Raw genomic sequence first — 16,556 nt, 5'->3', positions numbered from 1 at the left:
TTATTAAATTGATTCAAACCAAATATCGAGTGCAAAATGAGTTAAAGTCATTCCAAAGCGGATAAATTTTTTCAAAAAATCTTTTTAAGCTTGTTTATCAACAGCCCATGACACGAGACAAAATCAGCAAAATAGTGAAATTTGCTGTTTGTTTCACGTGTTCATCAAGACAGATTCAATATGTACTTTAAGATATCAGAATGAGTATTTTGATAGGTTTTATAGAAGCACTAAAATAATCCACTTTGTCAGTTCAATTTACTGACACATAACTGACAAGTTTTAATCAATTCACATCATTAGTTATCTTTAAAGATTGTAATAGTGATATGAGTTATGTTTTTAAAATACTAACGTATTGAAATATAATGTTTTTAATTTTCTCTCATTTAAAAAAAATAGTATAGGCTCTAAAAAGAACTGACAACACTGACAAAACTCTTCTGATAAGGTCACTCAGATCATTTGCTTTTGGAGAAAGGTTCCTTTGATGAGAATGCCATTAAAAGAGTTTTGCGTGATTGTCTTGAAAGGCTCTCAAAGAGATTTCTTATTGTTTTCTATGATGGTTTTTGACGACAGAATGTGCTTGATAGCACGATGTCTCGTTTATATGCGTGTTGAGTGGTTTAGAGGAGCTGGAGAGTGAATTTATCTCTAATTATTGATAAATATATTGTAGCGTTAAACTGGGGATATTGATGTATTAAACATTGACGCGCTAAACAGTTTTGTTTAGAGGTCTTTCTACATAAATGTGGGGGAGAAATCTTCAGCAATTTAAATAAAGCAGTTTTTCTAGTGTCACTTTTCTTTGGTAACAGAGGCATGTGCTTTTGTTAAAAGCGTTATAGGGCAGTGGCTGTTTTGAGTGGTCTTGTTAGAGGTTCATGAAGTTCTTTTAAATAATGCTTCATGAATAGTGCAAAGCGGGGCAATCTGTATTGTTTTCTGTATTTTTACGCCAAAGTTCTCTTTTGAGAATTTTTCGTGCCATTATTGTTTTCTTTGGCTTGTTTACAGGTGTAAGTGTTTATGCGCGCTCTTCAGCTGTTTTTCATTCCCCAACCGATAATTTTTCTCGCCAACAATCTGAGAAGCAGCAATTAGAAAGAATTGAGAAATTACGCGCTTTAACGCCTAAAAGGATAAAGACGCCTTCAGAGCAAAATCCAGAAACGCTTTTGGGTGGGAAGCAATGTTTTCCCATTCATGCTATTGTTGTTGAGGGAGTGCATCATGTCAAAAAGCGCTTTATATCAGCCGTAACAGAGCCTTATGTTGGAAGATGTATCGGGCTTGTCGATATTCAGCTCTTAATCAAGAAGTTAACCAAAGTTTATTTGGATCAAGGCTATGTGACGGCGCGTTTTTACATTCCTGATCAAGATATCAAAAACAGCAAGACGCTCAAATTTGTTGTCATTGAGGGCAAGCTCTCAGAGATTTACTATAATGGTTCACCGGCATCTCGTTATAACAATGTTGTGTGGAGTGCTTTTCCTGGGCTTCAAGGTCATGTTTTGAACATGCGCGATATTGAACAGGGGCTTGATCAGATCAACCGTTTGAGTTCAGCGCACGCTCAAAGCGAACTTCTTCCAGGGCGTGAAGAAGGGAGCACCATTGTCAATATTAACAATCATCCCGATAAAACTTTCAAGGTTACTGTTTCTCATGACAATATGGGACAATCTTCCACGGGTTATGCGCGTTATAGTGCGGGCTTAAGGGTAGAAAATATTTTAGGGATGAATGATGCGTGGGATTTTAACTATCAGCGCAGTCAGACAGATTATTGGGGTGGGAGCAAGCAAGAAGGACATAGCAATAACATTTCAGCGAGTGTGAGTATTCCGTATGGTTATTGGACCTTTGGATTGAATGGCACTGTTTATAATTACCAAAGCATTATTCCTGGCAATTTTACCGATATTGAGACGACGGGGGATTCCAGTGAGTTACACGCCAGTACAAGCAGAGTTCTTTATCGTGATGGTGTTTCCCTTACAACCTTGAATTTAGGTCTTTCTTATAAAAGAACCAACAATTACCTTCTTGGCAATAAGATTGAAGTGGGCAGCCGTCAATATAGCGTCGCCAATTTTGGGATTTCGCATTCGCGCCAGATGCTGGGTGGAACTTGGACTTTTGATGTGAGTTATTTGCAAGGACTCCCCTTGTTTCATTCAGTCAAGAAGCACGATCCAGGAGCAGGAGATGCGGAGCCACAATTTGCCAAATTTACCGGCACACTCAGCGTTATGACGCCTTTTAAGGTAGGGGGCTTTGACTTTATACTGAGCAATCTTTTGAGTGGTCAATATTCACCACATAATTTACTGGGTGCTGAACAGATTTCGTTGGGGGGCGCCTCCAATGTTCGTGGCACGCGTGAGAGTTTGCTTTTTGGCAATAACGGTTTTTTTAGCCGGAATGATTTGTTGCTACGCACCATTCCGTGGAGCAATCACGCAACCTTCAAAAAGGTTTTTGGTGAACTTCGCCCTTATGTTGGTTTGGATTATGGGCGTGTTTTTGCACAACCCTTGTATGGGATTAAGAGTGATCAGCTTGCCGGTTGGACAGCGGGTGTCAAGCTTGCGGGAGGCATGGTCTCTCTTGATGCCAGTTATTCCAGTATTTTTTGGAGCACAGTTAAGCACAAAAAATCAGGAACATTTTTTATGACATTAACAATGGAACTTTAAGCGTTTTTTATTGGGGAGTTAACGTATGAGATATGAGAAGAAAGCAGAAAGAGCAGCTTTATTAGGTGTTTTGGTCTCCAGTACGATGCTCAAAAAGGTTTTATTTGGGGGACTTGGTTTTTCTTGTTTATTCGCACCTTCAGCGTTACAGGCGCAAATTACTGTGGATCCTAACGCTAATGCCGCTCATCGCCCAGATATAGTAGCAGCGCCCAATGGGGTTCCCTCGATTGATATTGTTACCCCCAATGGCAAGGGCTTATCACACAATAAATATGATGATTTTAATATTGGCAATCCAGGTGTGATTTGGAACAATCATGCGCAAGAAGTGGGGCAATCGCAGTTGGGGGGCATTATGCCGGGCAATCCGCATTTGCGTGTTACGGGTTCGGCGAAAGTGATTTTAAATGAAGTCACCAGCAGCAAGCGCAGTGCCTTGAATGGTCCAGGAGAGGTTTTTGGGCATCAAGCCGATGTGATTATAGCCAATCCCAATGGGATAAGCTGTGATGGTTGCGGTTTTATCAATACGCCCCATGCGACTTTAACCACAGGTGTACCCGAAATTGATGCGAGCGGTTTTTTGAAAGGCTTTGAGGTGCGAGGTGGGGACATCACCTTTGGAGCAAGAGGAGCCAATTTTTTCTCTGGCAAGGGGGCTGTTGATATTGTCGATATTGTCTCACGCACGGTGCATTTTGAAGGACCTGTTGCCGGCAGAGAAATTGGTGTAACAGCAGGGACGGGTCACTTTGATTACGCTTCACGGGAAATGAAAGAACTGACCGATATTACTGGTAAACCGGAATATGCGATAGATGGTTCTGCTTTGGGGGCTCTACAGGCGGATCAGATTAAACTTGTGGCGACGGAAAAAGGTGTTGGGGTTCGCATGCGTCATGATATGGCAGCCAATGCGGGGCAGTTGCATCTTTCTGCTGACGGGAAAATCTCCCTGAAGAATGTTTTTGGTCATGGGGGTGTTGTCCTCAAATCGAAAAGCCAGAGCGTATTAGCAAAACACATCACCTCGAAAAAGCATATTGAGATTGCAGCAAAAAAAGGTGTCACGTTAGAAACCGTTGGCGCTGAGGGTCATTTGAAAATAGAGGCGCAGGATGGGCTTTTATCGATTGCCGGAAATGCAACGTCTGGGGGCAACATGGAGCTGTCTTCGCGCCAAACTCTTCAAGTTTCAGGGCTAGGGTCAGGCGCTGATATGGCTCTTGAGGCAGGCGGAGAGCTGAAGATTGAGGGGAACGTTTTAGCGCAAGGGAACCTCAAGGTACATGCCGGTGGTGATATCCAAACGCATCTTTTAGCTGGTAGGGTTGATATGGTTCTTGAGGCGGGTGGAGACTTGAGGCTTGAGGGGGATGTTCTAGCGCAAGGGAACCTCAAGGCACATGCCGGTGGTGATATAAAGGCGCAGCTTTTAGCCGGTGGGGTTGATATGACGGCAACGGGTGCTACTGGTGTTGTTGTTCTTGGCACCCAAGGGGATGTTGATCTCCAGAGCAGTCAAGGTGAGATTGTTGCTGAAAGTGTTTATGGAGCAGGAGATATCACCCTGGTTTCTCATAACGGACTTTCTGTTTCTCAAATAATCCTGTCGCATCAAAATGTTGCCATTCAAGCACAACCAGAAACAAATGCTCCGGTTCATTTTGGGCAACTTTTAGCTCATGGCAAGGCAAATATTGAGGGCGGGACGGTTGACTTTTCTTCGCTGATGACGGGTGAAGAAGCTGTTTTAAAGGTTGGCAGCCTTGATGCTGGCACACTGATGACAGGTGTCGTTTCTACCGGCGGTTCAGGGGATCTTGTTTTAGATAAAAAGGGCTTTCTTTCTATTACAGCAAAAGAAGGGGTGAAGGTTGGTCAGATTGCCAGTGGTGGCAATATTGAAATTTTTGCTGGCAACGACATTTATTATGATCAGGTCATTGGCTATGGCAACGCAGCATTGACATCGGTATCTGGAGAGATCAGTGTTGAGAATGTGCTGTCTACCGAGGGGGATGTGAGATTGACAGCAAACACTCTCGATTTAAGCAATAATCGTTCTCATATTTACACGCCGCAAACGCTGTATTTAATTGCAGATCATATTGATGTCTCGGGCAGCGAATTGACTTATGGTGGTTTAGATTTTAACAGCACCAATGCCCTTGATATTCACCATGCGCGGCTACAAGCCGTGACAGATGAGGGGGGGACTGGAGATATTCTCTTTATTGCTCCAAGCGTTATGGTGGATAAGGCAACTTCTGTTTTAGCGGCGCGAGATTTCGTGATCAAAACGGGGGAGTTTGGAAATAGCGGTCAATTGGCAGCAGGGCAGGATTTAGTCTTTAGCGTGACGGGCAATGTAACCAACAGCAAAACGGGCTTAATCTATGCTGGGGGAAGTGGTGCTTTACAAGTCGATGGCGCTTTGCTCAATGATTTTGGTGCCATAATGGCAGAGGGTGATTTATCTTTCACCAATGCAGATGGCAGCGGAAAAAGCCTTTCCCTTGTTAACAAAGCGGGCTTTATTCAAGCTGGTGGAAACTTAAATATCCAAACCAACACCCTAAAAAACGAAGCCGATAGCACGCCTGTCATCACAGAAAAAACGGAATATAGCGATATTTCATTCGAAAAACCAGACAAATATAATTTTCTCGATGGTAGGCCTTTATATCATGATATGGACTGGGATCGTTGGGGAAAAGGAAAACTTTCTAAAAGAAAGCATGGGATAGTAGGTCCAAAACACTTTATATTTGAGCAACAACTTTGGGATAACAAAGAAGGAACCTATGGCACTGCAACTTTAAAAGATGGCACAGTCTATAAGGCATTTACTTGGAAACATAATGCTCGAAAAGGAGACATAGAAGAGTTTGTATGGAATGGTTCTCTGCGGAAGGGAGGATGGTTCGGGTCAATAAACGAAAACTGGTCACATATGACAGAAGAAACTGTCACGCAAGGGTTTTCGCATAAACCAACTGTTTCGGGGATGATACAATCTAGTGGCAATCTCATCATTAACGCTGATACCATTGACAACCATTATAGCTCTATAGAAGCAGGGGGAAATGCTGATATCCACGCCAAGACGCTGACCAATTCAGGGGCAACGGCTTATAAAAAAATCTTTATGCATTGTAAAGCAGATACAGACAATTGTTATGGCTATAAAGCTGATGGAAGCCGCGATGTTTCTTTAGATATAGCCAATGGTACGTTTCGCCATACTGGCTCAGAAGCTCTTGATACCGTTCCAGGTCTTGTCCAAGCGGGTGGCACTTTAAATCTGGTGGTCGATCAACTCAATAACACGGCAGCGGAAGGTTCGATTACAGGGGATGCGCATTTTGAAGCCAAAGCGGCTGGAGGCAATCCACTGGAGTCCTTAAGTGGTTTAACCGGGGCTGGTGCTTTGTTTACACCGAAAATTGATATCAATAGTGCAGGGGAACTTTCTGAGGGGCTCCCTTTACCAAAGCCCCAATCGGGGGGTGTTGGGGGCACGCTGCCCAACCAGAATTTCATTTATGAAACGCGGGCAGAATTCCTTGATGTTGGCAAGTTTTATGGCTCAGCTTATTATTTGAACAGAATTGGCTACAATCCTGACAGAGAGATTTTTTTCTTAGGCGATGCATATTTTGAAAAGCAGCTGATTGAAAAACAAATGCGTGATCTTGTTGGTCAAGGTTTGGGCAAAGGTTCCTTTATTCCTGGAAGTGATGCCATTGAACAAGTCAAAACTTTGCTGGATGTCGGGGCAGACTATGCAAAAGCCCACAATCTCTCCTTTGGTGAGGCTTTGAGTGAAGAACAATTGGCGTCCCTAGAAGCGCCGATGGTGATTTATGTGCGCCAACAGGTCAAGGGCATGGATGTTTATGCGCCGGTGCTTTATATCCCTGAAAAAGACAGAGCCTCCTTTGTTTCTGCTGGGGCTTTGATCATGGGCGATGATGTCAATATCACCAGCCAAAATACGAGCAATTCCACGATAACCAATTCAGGACGGATTGCGGCAAACCACCAATTGCATGTGCATGGCGGGGATATCCTCAGTCAAGGGGGGCATTTTGCGGCGGGTGGTGATGCTGTTTTACTTGCGGAGAAGAATATTCGTTTAGATGCAGGGCGCACAACGGTTGACGGCGTGGAGACCGTTTTAAACACCGAGGCACTTTCTGCTGGGGGCAATGCGAGCGTGATTGCCAAACAAGATATCACAGCTTCAGGGGTGGGGATCACCACGAAGGGTGATCTTGCCATGGCCACAGAGCAGGGCAATTTAACAATAGGTTCAGCACAAACGCATTACCACAGCGAACAGGGTGATGCCACTATGCATCATAAATCGCAAGTCAATTCTGGGGGCTCAACGACACTTGCCTCTGGAAAGGATCTCAATGTTCTAGGCTCTGATGTTCAAACAAAGGATAATCTTCTCTTAAAAGCTGAGGGTAATGTTTCGATTGATGCCACACGCAACAGTGCCAATAGCCATCGCGGGGATCAAACCTCCCATGTCGCCTTGCACAATGGCTCTCATTTAAGTTCTGGAAAAGATACTACTGTCCTCTCAGGTCAAGATATCCATATTTCTGCTTCCGATATCGATGCGAAGGGCAATGTTGGACTTGGCGCCCAAGGGGAGATAGCGATAGGGGTAAGAAACGATGAAGTGGAATATCATCTTCGCACCAAAAACACGAAAGTGGATATGCAAGCCTCTCATGCGGTTGGCTCTTCGATAAAATCGGGAGGTGATACCACGGTCATTGCAGGGCAGGATGGCAAGCCGCATGATCTCACTATCACAGGTAGTTCCATTGCGGCTGAGGGCAAGGTAGGGTTGAAATCCAGCAATGATATTCTCATCAATAATGCAGAGGATAGCTTACACTATGAGATGTCGTACCACAAAGAGGGTGGAGCATTTAGTAGCAGCAAATCCGTGCATAACAAGGTGGATGCTACCCAAGTTTCCGGTTCACTTATATCTGGGGGCAAAGGCGTTGCCATTGAATCTGGAAACAACACGGAAGTTTTAGCCTCGACGCTCATAGCCGGTAAGGCAGAGGAAACGTCAGGAGAGGAAGCACCAGGAGAACAGAAACAAGCGGATATTACCATTCACTCTGGGGGAAAGATTGTCATAAAAGGCGCCCAAGAACACTTGGATCAGCAAGCACAATCGTCATCAAGTGGCTTTTTGCATGAGGAATCGTCCGATACATCTCAATCGCATACCACAACGGTCTCCTCTATCCTTGGGGCGACGGGCAACATCGTGTTAGACGCACAAGGAGAAGCCAAGATTTCTGCTTCTCATCTGCTTTCCGGTCAAGATATCAATGTGAGCGGAGAAAGTGTGACGATTGATGGCATGACAGATCATCATAGCAGCCATTCAGAGGAGCATAAAACAGGTTTTGGTGTGGGATCAGGCAAGGGCTTTGTGTCGATATACGGGAGTGAGGGAAAGACAGAAAATGAAGAGAGTTTTGAGCATCAAGGTTCTTCTCTCAATGCTGATGGCACGATCAACATCACTGCCAAGAAAAAAAATGTGACAATTGTTGGTTCTGATCTTGCAGGTGAGAATATTAACCTTTCGGCAGCTCGTGATGTCAATGTGCTTGTTGGTCATAATAGCCATTCCTCAAGCTCAAAGGAAGAACGTACAGGCTTTGGCATTCAGTTTGAAAAGAGCAACAGCGGTGCTTCTGTAGGTGTTGGAATTGCAAGCGCCAAAGATACGGGCGATCAATGGGAAACCACTTCCACACAATCACACATCACGGCACGCCAAGATGTGCAGATTACTGCTGACAATGATGTAAATATGCAAGCAGCCATTGTTTCAGCGGATCGTGATGTCAACATTGACGCTGGCAATAATATCACCCTATCGGAAAGCTATGATACCTCTAACGCAAAAGAAAAGCATGAAAAGTCTTTTGCTGGTGTGACAGCCTCTGCTGATATCGGTGTCCTTGGCACGGTACAAGGCTTAAAAGATTCAGCGGACCGTATGAACAATAAGGATGGCAATAACACAGTTATTAATGGCATACTGACCGGCATGAAAATCAATCACCTCTTTAATAAAGGAGAGAACTTTATTAATTGGCTGACTGGCAACACAGGGGAAAAGGGGAACACAACCAAAGGATTGAGTAGCTCATTAGGAGGATTGGGGGGCTCCACCAAGGATGCTCTTGCCAATCTGGCTGGCGCATCTGGCAGTGTAACCGTGGGCTTTAAAACTGAGAAAACAGAAGCCTCTTCTCAAGTCTCCACAGCGGTGACAGATAGCATAGCAGGTGGACGCGCTGTCAACATGCAAGCCCACAAAGGCAGCATTCATGGTGTTGGCGCTGATATTATTGCTGGTACCAATCCAATCTATGTGCTGGACAATGATGCACAGAGCGGAAATATCACCATGGAAGCAGGTAAAGATATCATCTTTGAAAGTGCACAAAACACGCAAAGCACACAAAATAGCAGTGAAAGTGCTTCAATGAGTGTTGGCACCGGTTATGGCACGGGTGGCGCAGGGGCAACGGGCAGTGCTGCTTTTAGTCAAGGGGAAGGCTCCAGTGATGAAGTTCAACACAAAAACAGCCATATTATAGGCACCGGCACAGTTCACACCATAAGTCAGGCAAACACCACATTGGCAGGCGCCGTGGTTTCTGGAGAGCGTGTAGAAATGGAAGTAGGGGGTGATTTCGCCATTACCAGCCGCAGTGATACGGGACAAACTTCCAGCAAGCAAAACTCTGTTTCTGTTGGGTTTGGTGCTGGACAAACGGGTGGTGGGGGCTCCATGAGCGCCTCTTTCCAAAAGGATAAATCCTCCAGCGATTATCATAGTGTTGTGGAGCAATCAGGCATCAAAGCGGGTGATGGCGGCTTTAAGATCAACGTTAAAGACAAAACAACGCTGACCGGAGGACTTATTTCCAGCACAGCCTCGGCGGACAAAAACAGCCTGACCACAGGAAGCATTAGCACCAGTGATATCAGCAACAGTGCGCATGCTAAAGCCAGCAGCCATGGGTTTAGCCTTTCTGGTGGCGATGCTTTGCAACAGGGGAAATATGGCATCATAAAAAATATTGCTAAAAATGCTTTAAATCACGGCAAAGCCAAGGATGCAGCAGAAGGGGAAACCAAATCTGCTATCAGTGATGGCACCATCATCCTTACTGATACAACTGGACAGAGGGCGATGGGGCAAGATGCTGGACAAATCATTGATGCACTTAACCGCAACACCGCTACAGCCCACCAGGCTGTAGGACAGCTAGATGTCGCACCGCTTGAGGGAGCAGTGCATAATCGCGTAGATATGATCAATGATTTATCGGATGAAGGATTTGAAATCGCTGGTCAGGGCTTTGTAAACATGTTTATCAAAGAGCATTATCTGGCTACCGTTGAGCACGATGAAAATGGCAATGTGATCTATGCAACCGATGAAAATGGAAATCCTATAAGAGACAGCAATGGAAGATACATTCCTAAATATCATTATTTAACACCTGAAGAACAGCAGAATTTACAAAAAGGTTCTGATGGCAAGGTTCATGTTTTCCTCAATGGTATTTTTACAACACCCGATGAAGCAGCTCGTAATGCGGTTCAGTTGGCTGATAATGAGAAAGATCCGCACTATTTTCTGATGTTTCCCCATAGCGATTCGCTCTTGGTAGAGGGATTTATTGCAGGGTATCAGTATTTTTTAGAAGGTAATTTGGGTGGTTTGACCAATTCGGCAAAGAAGTACCAGAATCTGTTATATAGCTTTGGCAATAAAGGATTGCATGTTGATGCCCATAGCCGCGGCAGTATGACAGCGGGCAATGGATCATATGATTTAGAAAAGCATGGTGTTCACGGTATAGCAAAGGAAACAACGATTAATTTCTTTGGACCAGCTTTTAATACTCAAAACATGGCAGATACGTTATATATCTTAAGTGATGGAAAGCAGGATTATGTAAACTTGGAAAATCATAAATATGACTTTGTTGGGGGAGAGATTGGCAGAAATCCTTACACTTTTGAGCAAATACCTCCTGGAAGTGGCCCCTGGAAAGAAGCAGGAAAAATATTTAAGGGCTACCCCAGTGTCCATGCTTGTTATGGTAATGCGAGTTCAATATGCCAATATAATTATGGATTGCCTCACCGTACACCAATTTATTCGAAATATTCAGGGAGGACAAAATGAAACAAATCTTGAAATTATTAAGCGGAATAGTTTTGGTTAGTGTAGCTGGATGTAACATCGATAAACCTCTTCCAGGGTATGTGAGTATGTGGAAGAAGCCTGGAACAGATTTTACGGAGGTAGGAAAAGCACTGTTAGAATGTGGAATGCCAACACCCGATGATATTTTTTCAGAAAACAGAAAGCTGAGTATTAATGCACGAGCATCAATTCATGCTTGCATGTTTCAATCAGGATTCCGCTATAAAGATGAACATGAGGGGGGGTGGTGTTATACTTTTAGAGCCGAAAACCTTCCGATTTGTCGTCCAGGTGCTGTCGTTCCACAGCGAAGTGTCAAGAAGCGCTTAACCAGCCCGTTTTGTAAAAGGTATAAAAACGCACCTGAATGCGAGCCTTAAGTTTTGTTTGTGATGATCAAACAATCCCCCTCCTTACCTTCACTTGGAATGGCGGGAGTGTTCCCTCTATATCACTATTTAACGTCAGAGGGAGAAATGAAAATGTTGTTTAATTTATTAAGCCTGCTCATTCTGTTAACGGTTACTGGATGTGACATTGAAAACATTGACAAACCTGCTCCAGGGTACGTGAATATGTGGGAGAAGCCAGGAGCAGATTCTACTGAGGTAGGAAAAGCCTTATTAGAATGTGGAATGCCGAGTCTTATCGATCCTGGTTCAGAAAATAAAGAGGTAAACAATAATGGATGGGCAACAATTGATGCCTGTATGGTTCAAGCAGGATTCCACTATAAAGATAAATGGGGAGGAACTTGGTGTCAAAACTATAAAGCCGAAAACTTGCCCATTTGTCAGCCTGGTGCTGTCATCCCGAAGAGAAGTGTCGAAAAGCGCTTAAACAGCCCGTTTTGTAAAAGAAGTCCAGTACAACCTGAATGCAAACCTTAAGTTTTGTTTGTGATGACCAACAATCCCCACACTCACGTTTTTACATGCCTGTGCGGGATTGTTTCCTCAAGCAACCATTTCAATATTGTTCACCGTTGTTTAAACAGCGGTGACAGAAAATATCAACAAGCTTATGAGCTGTTTTATTGTAAATAAATCCATTGAAAGAGGGGAATAATGAAGAAAATCTTAAAACTGTTGAGTTGTATAGCTCTGTTAAGTATCACTGGATGTGTTAACTCAATTCCCTCACTTTCTCCAGCATTATGGAGAAATAAAATACTTTTAGAATGTGGAGTACCGGACCTTAATAAGGTTGTGGCGCTAGATTTGAATCAATTTGCCAGTATTGAAATGTGTATGGCGCAATCAGGTTTTCGTCCTAGCTTTACAATACAAGAATGGTGTGAGAACCATAAATCGGACAATCTTCCCATATGTCGTCCTGGTGCTGTCATGCCTCAGCGAAGTGTTGAGAGACGCTTAAATAGCCCTTATTGTAAAAAACATTCAGAACAACTTGAATGCCAGCCTTAAGTCTTGCTTCAGCAGAGAAAGCCTTGAATTTACACCAAATAAAGCTCCAGGTTGATGAGCTTGAGAAAGCCTTGTCCGTTCTTACGTGACAAGGTTTTCTTTTTATGCCGCGTCGTTATAACGTTGCTGTTTTGCTTGCTCGATGACATTCAAAAGATCTGATTGTAACCAACGCGATAAAAAACCAAATTTTAAAGGTTTTGGGAGAGAGCCATTGGTTACATGACGGCGGAATGTTGAGACACTCATATGAAGCAATTTTGCACTTTCACGGTCTGTTAAAAGAATATCGTTTTCTGTCATTCTAAAATCCTTTCACTATAAAAATGGTAACAAATCATACCTATTTATTAACCACATTTTTGAATCCTTTGAAAGGTATTTTATTTATATAAAACAATATTTTATCATATAAATTCTAATGTGATAAATTATGAGTCTAATTGAGAGCGAATGAGAGAGAAGAGAGCGAAAGTTATCCACAGATCATGGGGTTATTCACCCCATATCTTAAGATTGACCCGTGACATAAGCCGCCCATTTATCCATATAAACGCGGCGCTGTTCTAGATAGTCAGTACGACGATAGGCACGCTCTACTTGTCCTCCGACTGTATGACTTAGAATAGTTTCAGCAACCTCATAGGGAGCATCGGTTGTTTCAGCAAGCCAATCGCGTAAACTAGAACGAAAACCATGGGGGCAGGCATCAAGTTTATTATCTCTCATATATTGAGCCATACACTTCTGCGCAAGAGCTCCCCGACCGGTTGCAGAAAAGAAGAAATCATTGCGAGAAAGCGAGCGCGCTTGTTTCAAAATTTCTAATGCCTCTGATGATAAGGGGACGCGAAATTCTTTTGTTGTATCACGCTTTCCTTTCATATTCTCAGCAGGAATTGTCCATATATCCCCGTCAATCTGATCTTTATGGATATAACGTAAAGGGCGTGTACGAACCCCTGTAAGGATAAGTAAACGCAAAGCCAGTCGTGTTATGTTTTGTGTTTTACAGAGTGACTGATAAAAAGCTGGTATATCTTTCCAATCCATCGCTGGTCTATTCGTGATCTTATGGCGTTGTTTACCTAAAAGAGCGCGTGCTTTTGTTGTTGCTTGTAAATCAACATCCAGACCCAAAGCAGCCGCATGTTTGAGACAAAGATTAAGACGATTCAGTGCTTTCTCTGCTGTTGAAGCTTTTGTATGCCAAATAGGAGCAAGAACATTACGTATTTCTGTTTGTGTAATCTCTGAAACGGGGAGGCAGCCTAATTTGGGGAGAATATGAAGGCGTAAAGGTGTAAACCAAATTCCATCTTTGCCATCCCCTTTTAATTCTGCTTTACGGCTTTCAAAAGTATCTAAAGCAATGTCTTTTAAGTAATGGAGATTGCTTATTGCTTCACGCTTTTGTTTATTGCGTTCTTTAATAGGGTCACGACCTTCACGTAAAACAGAACGCCACCCAGTTGCCAATTCACGGGCTTGTTTTAAAGAGACATCTCTTAATGCACCCAATCCCATTTCACGGCGCCGACCATGAATGGTATAGCGATAAATCCATTGAGCACCTCCATCTTTACGCTTATGAAGTAACAAGCCGGCACCATCATTATATTTGCCAGCCCCCAATGTTGCGACAGATCTTGCATTAAGACGGTTCATAAGAGCCATTTTTTACTCCTTTCTTATACAAATTTGATCCCCACACTCATCCCACTTGTTATGTGCAAATGAGTGGTTTTGATTGATTCAAGATAGGCAGGTTTGAAATGAGAGAATCTTACGGTATTCGGGTTTCTAATTCAATATGAATAACGCTAGATTATCATTATAAATCAATGCCTTGTTCTTATATGGTTGGGACCATTGTCAACAGTCACTTCGTAAATGTCTGACGACAAGGATTGGGACACGGGTTTTGCGTCGTCATTATGGATGTGATGTTGGAGCATTCCAAGATGCCAATGCTGATCCTGCGACGATGATGCAGCTTTATCAAGCAATTGTTGAAGCACTCGATGATCCAGAGTGTGGAGAGCCTGGGTTTTCGTTGCAGAGGATTGATCTGACAAAAGCAACGCGTGAAGGCACATTCCATTTTGTTTTAACGGGTGTTTTTTATCCCAATGGGCATTTGGGGGATTGGTCACACAAAGAGCCAATGAGCATCAATTTAGAGGTTGGTGATGACAGAGTTTGAACCTTTATCCATTCCACAAATTCCCCCTCCACAACTCCCTCTGCCACAAATTATTGAAGAGCTTTCTGTTGAAGCAATTTTAGAGCAAAAGATCACGCGTTTGACTGAGCTTTTTGCAGCGCATCACATCCCTTATAATGTGGAAAAGACGGCTTATGATCCGGTGGTCATTCAATTGCAAGCGGCGGCTTATGAAGAGTTGCTATTGCGCCAGCGAATTAATGAAGTGGCGCGGGATAATTTACTCACATTTGCCCGTGGAACAAGTTTAGATCATTTGGGGGATTTTCATGGGGTCACGCGCCTTTTGGATGAAGATGATGAGCGTTTGCGCCGCCGTATTCGCTTAAATAGACAAGGACATTCCACAGGCGGCACAGCGCCACGCATTCAATATTTTGCTCTCTCAAGTGATATCCATGTCAAAGATGCTTTTGTTTATCGTGAGGGTAAAAGCCCGCTTATTCATGTTGCGCTTTTTAGTGACGCCCCTTCAGGGGTGGCTGATGAAGCTTTAATTGCCAAGGTGCAAGCAGCCCTTGATGCCCCTCATGTTAAAATGACCAATGACCACATCCTTGTGAAAAGCGCGGTACAGCGGATGATCAATGTTTCTGCTGATCTTTGGTTGTTACCGGATGAAGGCTCCTTTGTTTTGGAAAGAGCAGAGCAGAATTTAAGAGCAGAATGGGCGCATGCGCAAAGGCTTGGGCGTGATCTGTCTTTAAGTTGGATACTAAGCCGCTTGATGGTTGAGGGCGTTCACCATGTGAACATAACGCAACCTTGTGAGGATATTTTGGTCGCACCTGATGAAGCGGTCGCACTAGGGGATATTGTCTTGTCTGAACGGGGGCGTGCTTATTGATGCTTTCCTCACTTTTGCCACCAAATTCGAGCTTGTTTGAACGCTGTTTTGCCGAAGCGATGGCTTTTGATCCTCACGTTAAAACTGCACTCGAAGAAATACCACGCGCGAAATTTATCACGCGTCCGCCTTCTTGGTTGCCCTTTTTAATAGACGAATATGGCTTACAAGAATTAACCCCTTATTTCTCTAACCTTTATGATTTAATTGATCAGGGTCTTGCATGGCAAAATGTTCGCGGCTCTCTTGCGGCAATAGAGATGGGGCTTGAATGGCTCCAGATTACAGCACGCTTTCAACCCGCCTGGACGGGGCGGGTATGGTGGAACTCCTTTCAACTCTACTTTGATCAGTTGCCTGAACGAACACAGCTTGAAGCCATTGAAGCGATTACCGACCTCTCCAAAAGTTTGCGCTCTGATTTTCGTCGAGGGACCTATGGCTATGATGTTCAAGCCATGGAAGGCAATATGTCACGGCTTGATGACAGCATGTTGGAGTATGAGAGCGGTGTTCGCTTAACAGCTGGGGGCACTTTGTTTTCCTTTGGGCGCACAACAGAGATAGAGCACGTTCTCTTAAGAGAAGAAGGCAGGCTTATTGGCAATTGGATAGATGATGCGGATGAAGAGTTAAGCTGGGAACAAATCGATTATCCATGGGACATGGCAAACTTTCCGTGGTGTTCGGTCAAAAAACATGAACGCGATATGCTGATGGCAGAGTGGTTTCATGGTCGCACGCTTTATCTCGTGTTAAGAGACAGCCAAGATGGTGTGATTGGGTATCGCAGATGCTATGCTGTAGCGCCTGTCGAACAGGTTTTAGAGGGTGTTTACAACCATTGCGGAAACAGATTTAATCCCTCCCCAACAGGCACTCTGTTGTTTCTTGCTGCTCGTACAGACTTTCACGATGATAATAACGCATTATATATAAAAACACAATAAAGTCAATGGTTTGAGTGAAATTCTTTTATAAGAATCCACTTAAGAATCCACACTTTTATGCATGATTCATTTGACCATTTTTTATATAAGATTGCCATGTATGAATA

General features: G+C 43.6%; 9 protein-coding genes and 1 pseudogene. 8 read left to right on the top strand and 2 right to left on the bottom strand.

Annotated elements, in window-relative coordinates; translation table 11 throughout:
* Positions 1 to 977 precede the first annotated feature (977 nt).
* From ACKC4Y_RS04035 to ACKC4Y_RS04015, 5 genes are all read left to right on the top strand, one after another.
* Complete coding sequence (locus tag ACKC4Y_RS04035) at positions 978 to 2,711, top strand: ShlB/FhaC/HecB family hemolysin secretion/activation protein (protein ID WP_409360892.1); 1,734 nt, start codon at positions 978 to 980, stop codon at positions 2,709 to 2,711.
* A gap of 25 nt (positions 2,712 to 2,736) precedes the next feature.
* Positions 2,737 to 10,977 carry a hemagglutinin repeat-containing protein gene (locus tag ACKC4Y_RS04030; protein WP_409362054.1) on the top strand — a complete coding sequence of 2,747 codons (8,241 nt, stop codon included), beginning with the start codon at positions 2,737 to 2,739 and terminating at the stop codon, positions 10,975 to 10,977.
* The gene (locus tag ACKC4Y_RS04025) at positions 10,974 to 11,378 is read left to right on the top strand and encodes a hypothetical protein (protein WP_409362053.1); all 405 of its coding nucleotides are present in this window, start codon (positions 10,974 to 10,976) and stop codon (positions 11,376 to 11,378) included. Before ACKC4Y_RS04030 ends, ACKC4Y_RS04025 begins: the two co-directional genes overlap by 4 nt.
* A gap of 96 nt (positions 11,379 to 11,474) precedes the next feature.
* Complete coding sequence (locus ACKC4Y_RS04020) at positions 11,475 to 11,888, top strand: hypothetical protein (protein ID WP_409362052.1); 414 nt, start codon at positions 11,475 to 11,477, stop codon at positions 11,886 to 11,888.
* Positions 11,889 to 12,065: 177 nt separating this feature from the next.
* Positions 12,066 to 12,425 (top strand): hypothetical protein, encoded by a 360-nt coding sequence (locus ACKC4Y_RS04015; RefSeq protein ID WP_015856194.1) that lies wholly within the window; start codon positions 12,066 to 12,068, stop codon positions 12,423 to 12,425.
* 102 nt (positions 12,426 to 12,527) lie between these two features.
* On the opposite strand, the gene ACKC4Y_RS04010 is transcribed toward ACKC4Y_RS04015, so the two are convergent.
* Positions 12,528 to 12,728 carry a helix-turn-helix transcriptional regulator gene (locus ACKC4Y_RS04010; RefSeq protein ID WP_015856172.1) on the bottom strand — a complete coding sequence of 67 codons (201 nt, stop codon included), beginning with the start codon at positions 12,726 to 12,728 and terminating at the stop codon, positions 12,528 to 12,530.
* Positions 12,729 to 12,935: 207 nt separating this feature from the next.
* The gene (locus ACKC4Y_RS04005) at positions 12,936 to 14,102 is read right to left on the bottom strand and encodes a tyrosine-type recombinase/integrase (protein ID WP_375654704.1); all 1,167 of its coding nucleotides are present in this window, start codon (positions 14,100 to 14,102) and stop codon (positions 12,936 to 12,938) included.
* A gap of 163 nt (positions 14,103 to 14,265) precedes the next feature.
* Between ACKC4Y_RS04005 and ACKC4Y_RS04000 the strand changes: the two genes are divergently transcribed.
* The 3 genes and pseudogenes from ACKC4Y_RS04000 to ACKC4Y_RS03990 form a co-directional block, all read left to right on the top strand.
* Positions 14,266 to 14,631: a GPW/gp25 family protein gene (locus ACKC4Y_RS04000; protein WP_409362144.1), complete on the top strand. Its 366-nt coding sequence runs from the start codon at positions 14,266 to 14,268 to the stop codon at positions 14,629 to 14,631.
* Positions 14,618 to 15,499 (top strand): baseplate J/gp47 family protein, encoded by an 882-nt coding sequence (locus ACKC4Y_RS03995; RefSeq protein WP_409362051.1) that lies wholly within the window; start codon positions 14,618 to 14,620, stop codon positions 15,497 to 15,499. The genes ACKC4Y_RS04000 and ACKC4Y_RS03995 overlap by 14 nt, the downstream gene beginning before the upstream one ends.
* Positions 15,499 to 16,416 (top strand): annotated as a pseudogene (locus tag ACKC4Y_RS03990) (phage tail protein); the annotation flags it as partial. The gene ACKC4Y_RS03995 and the pseudogene ACKC4Y_RS03990, both read left to right, overlap by 1 nt.
* Between the last annotated feature and the right edge of the window lie 140 nt (positions 16,417 to 16,556).

The organism is Bartonella heixiaziensis (genome assembly GCF_046245125.2).
In the GTDB taxonomy this organism is placed as follows: domain Bacteria; phylum Pseudomonadota; class Alphaproteobacteria; order Rhizobiales; family Rhizobiaceae; genus Bartonella; species Bartonella heixiaziensis.
The sequence above is the reverse complement of the archived record's forward strand: the minus strand, read 5'-3'. Positions and strand labels throughout refer to the sequence as shown.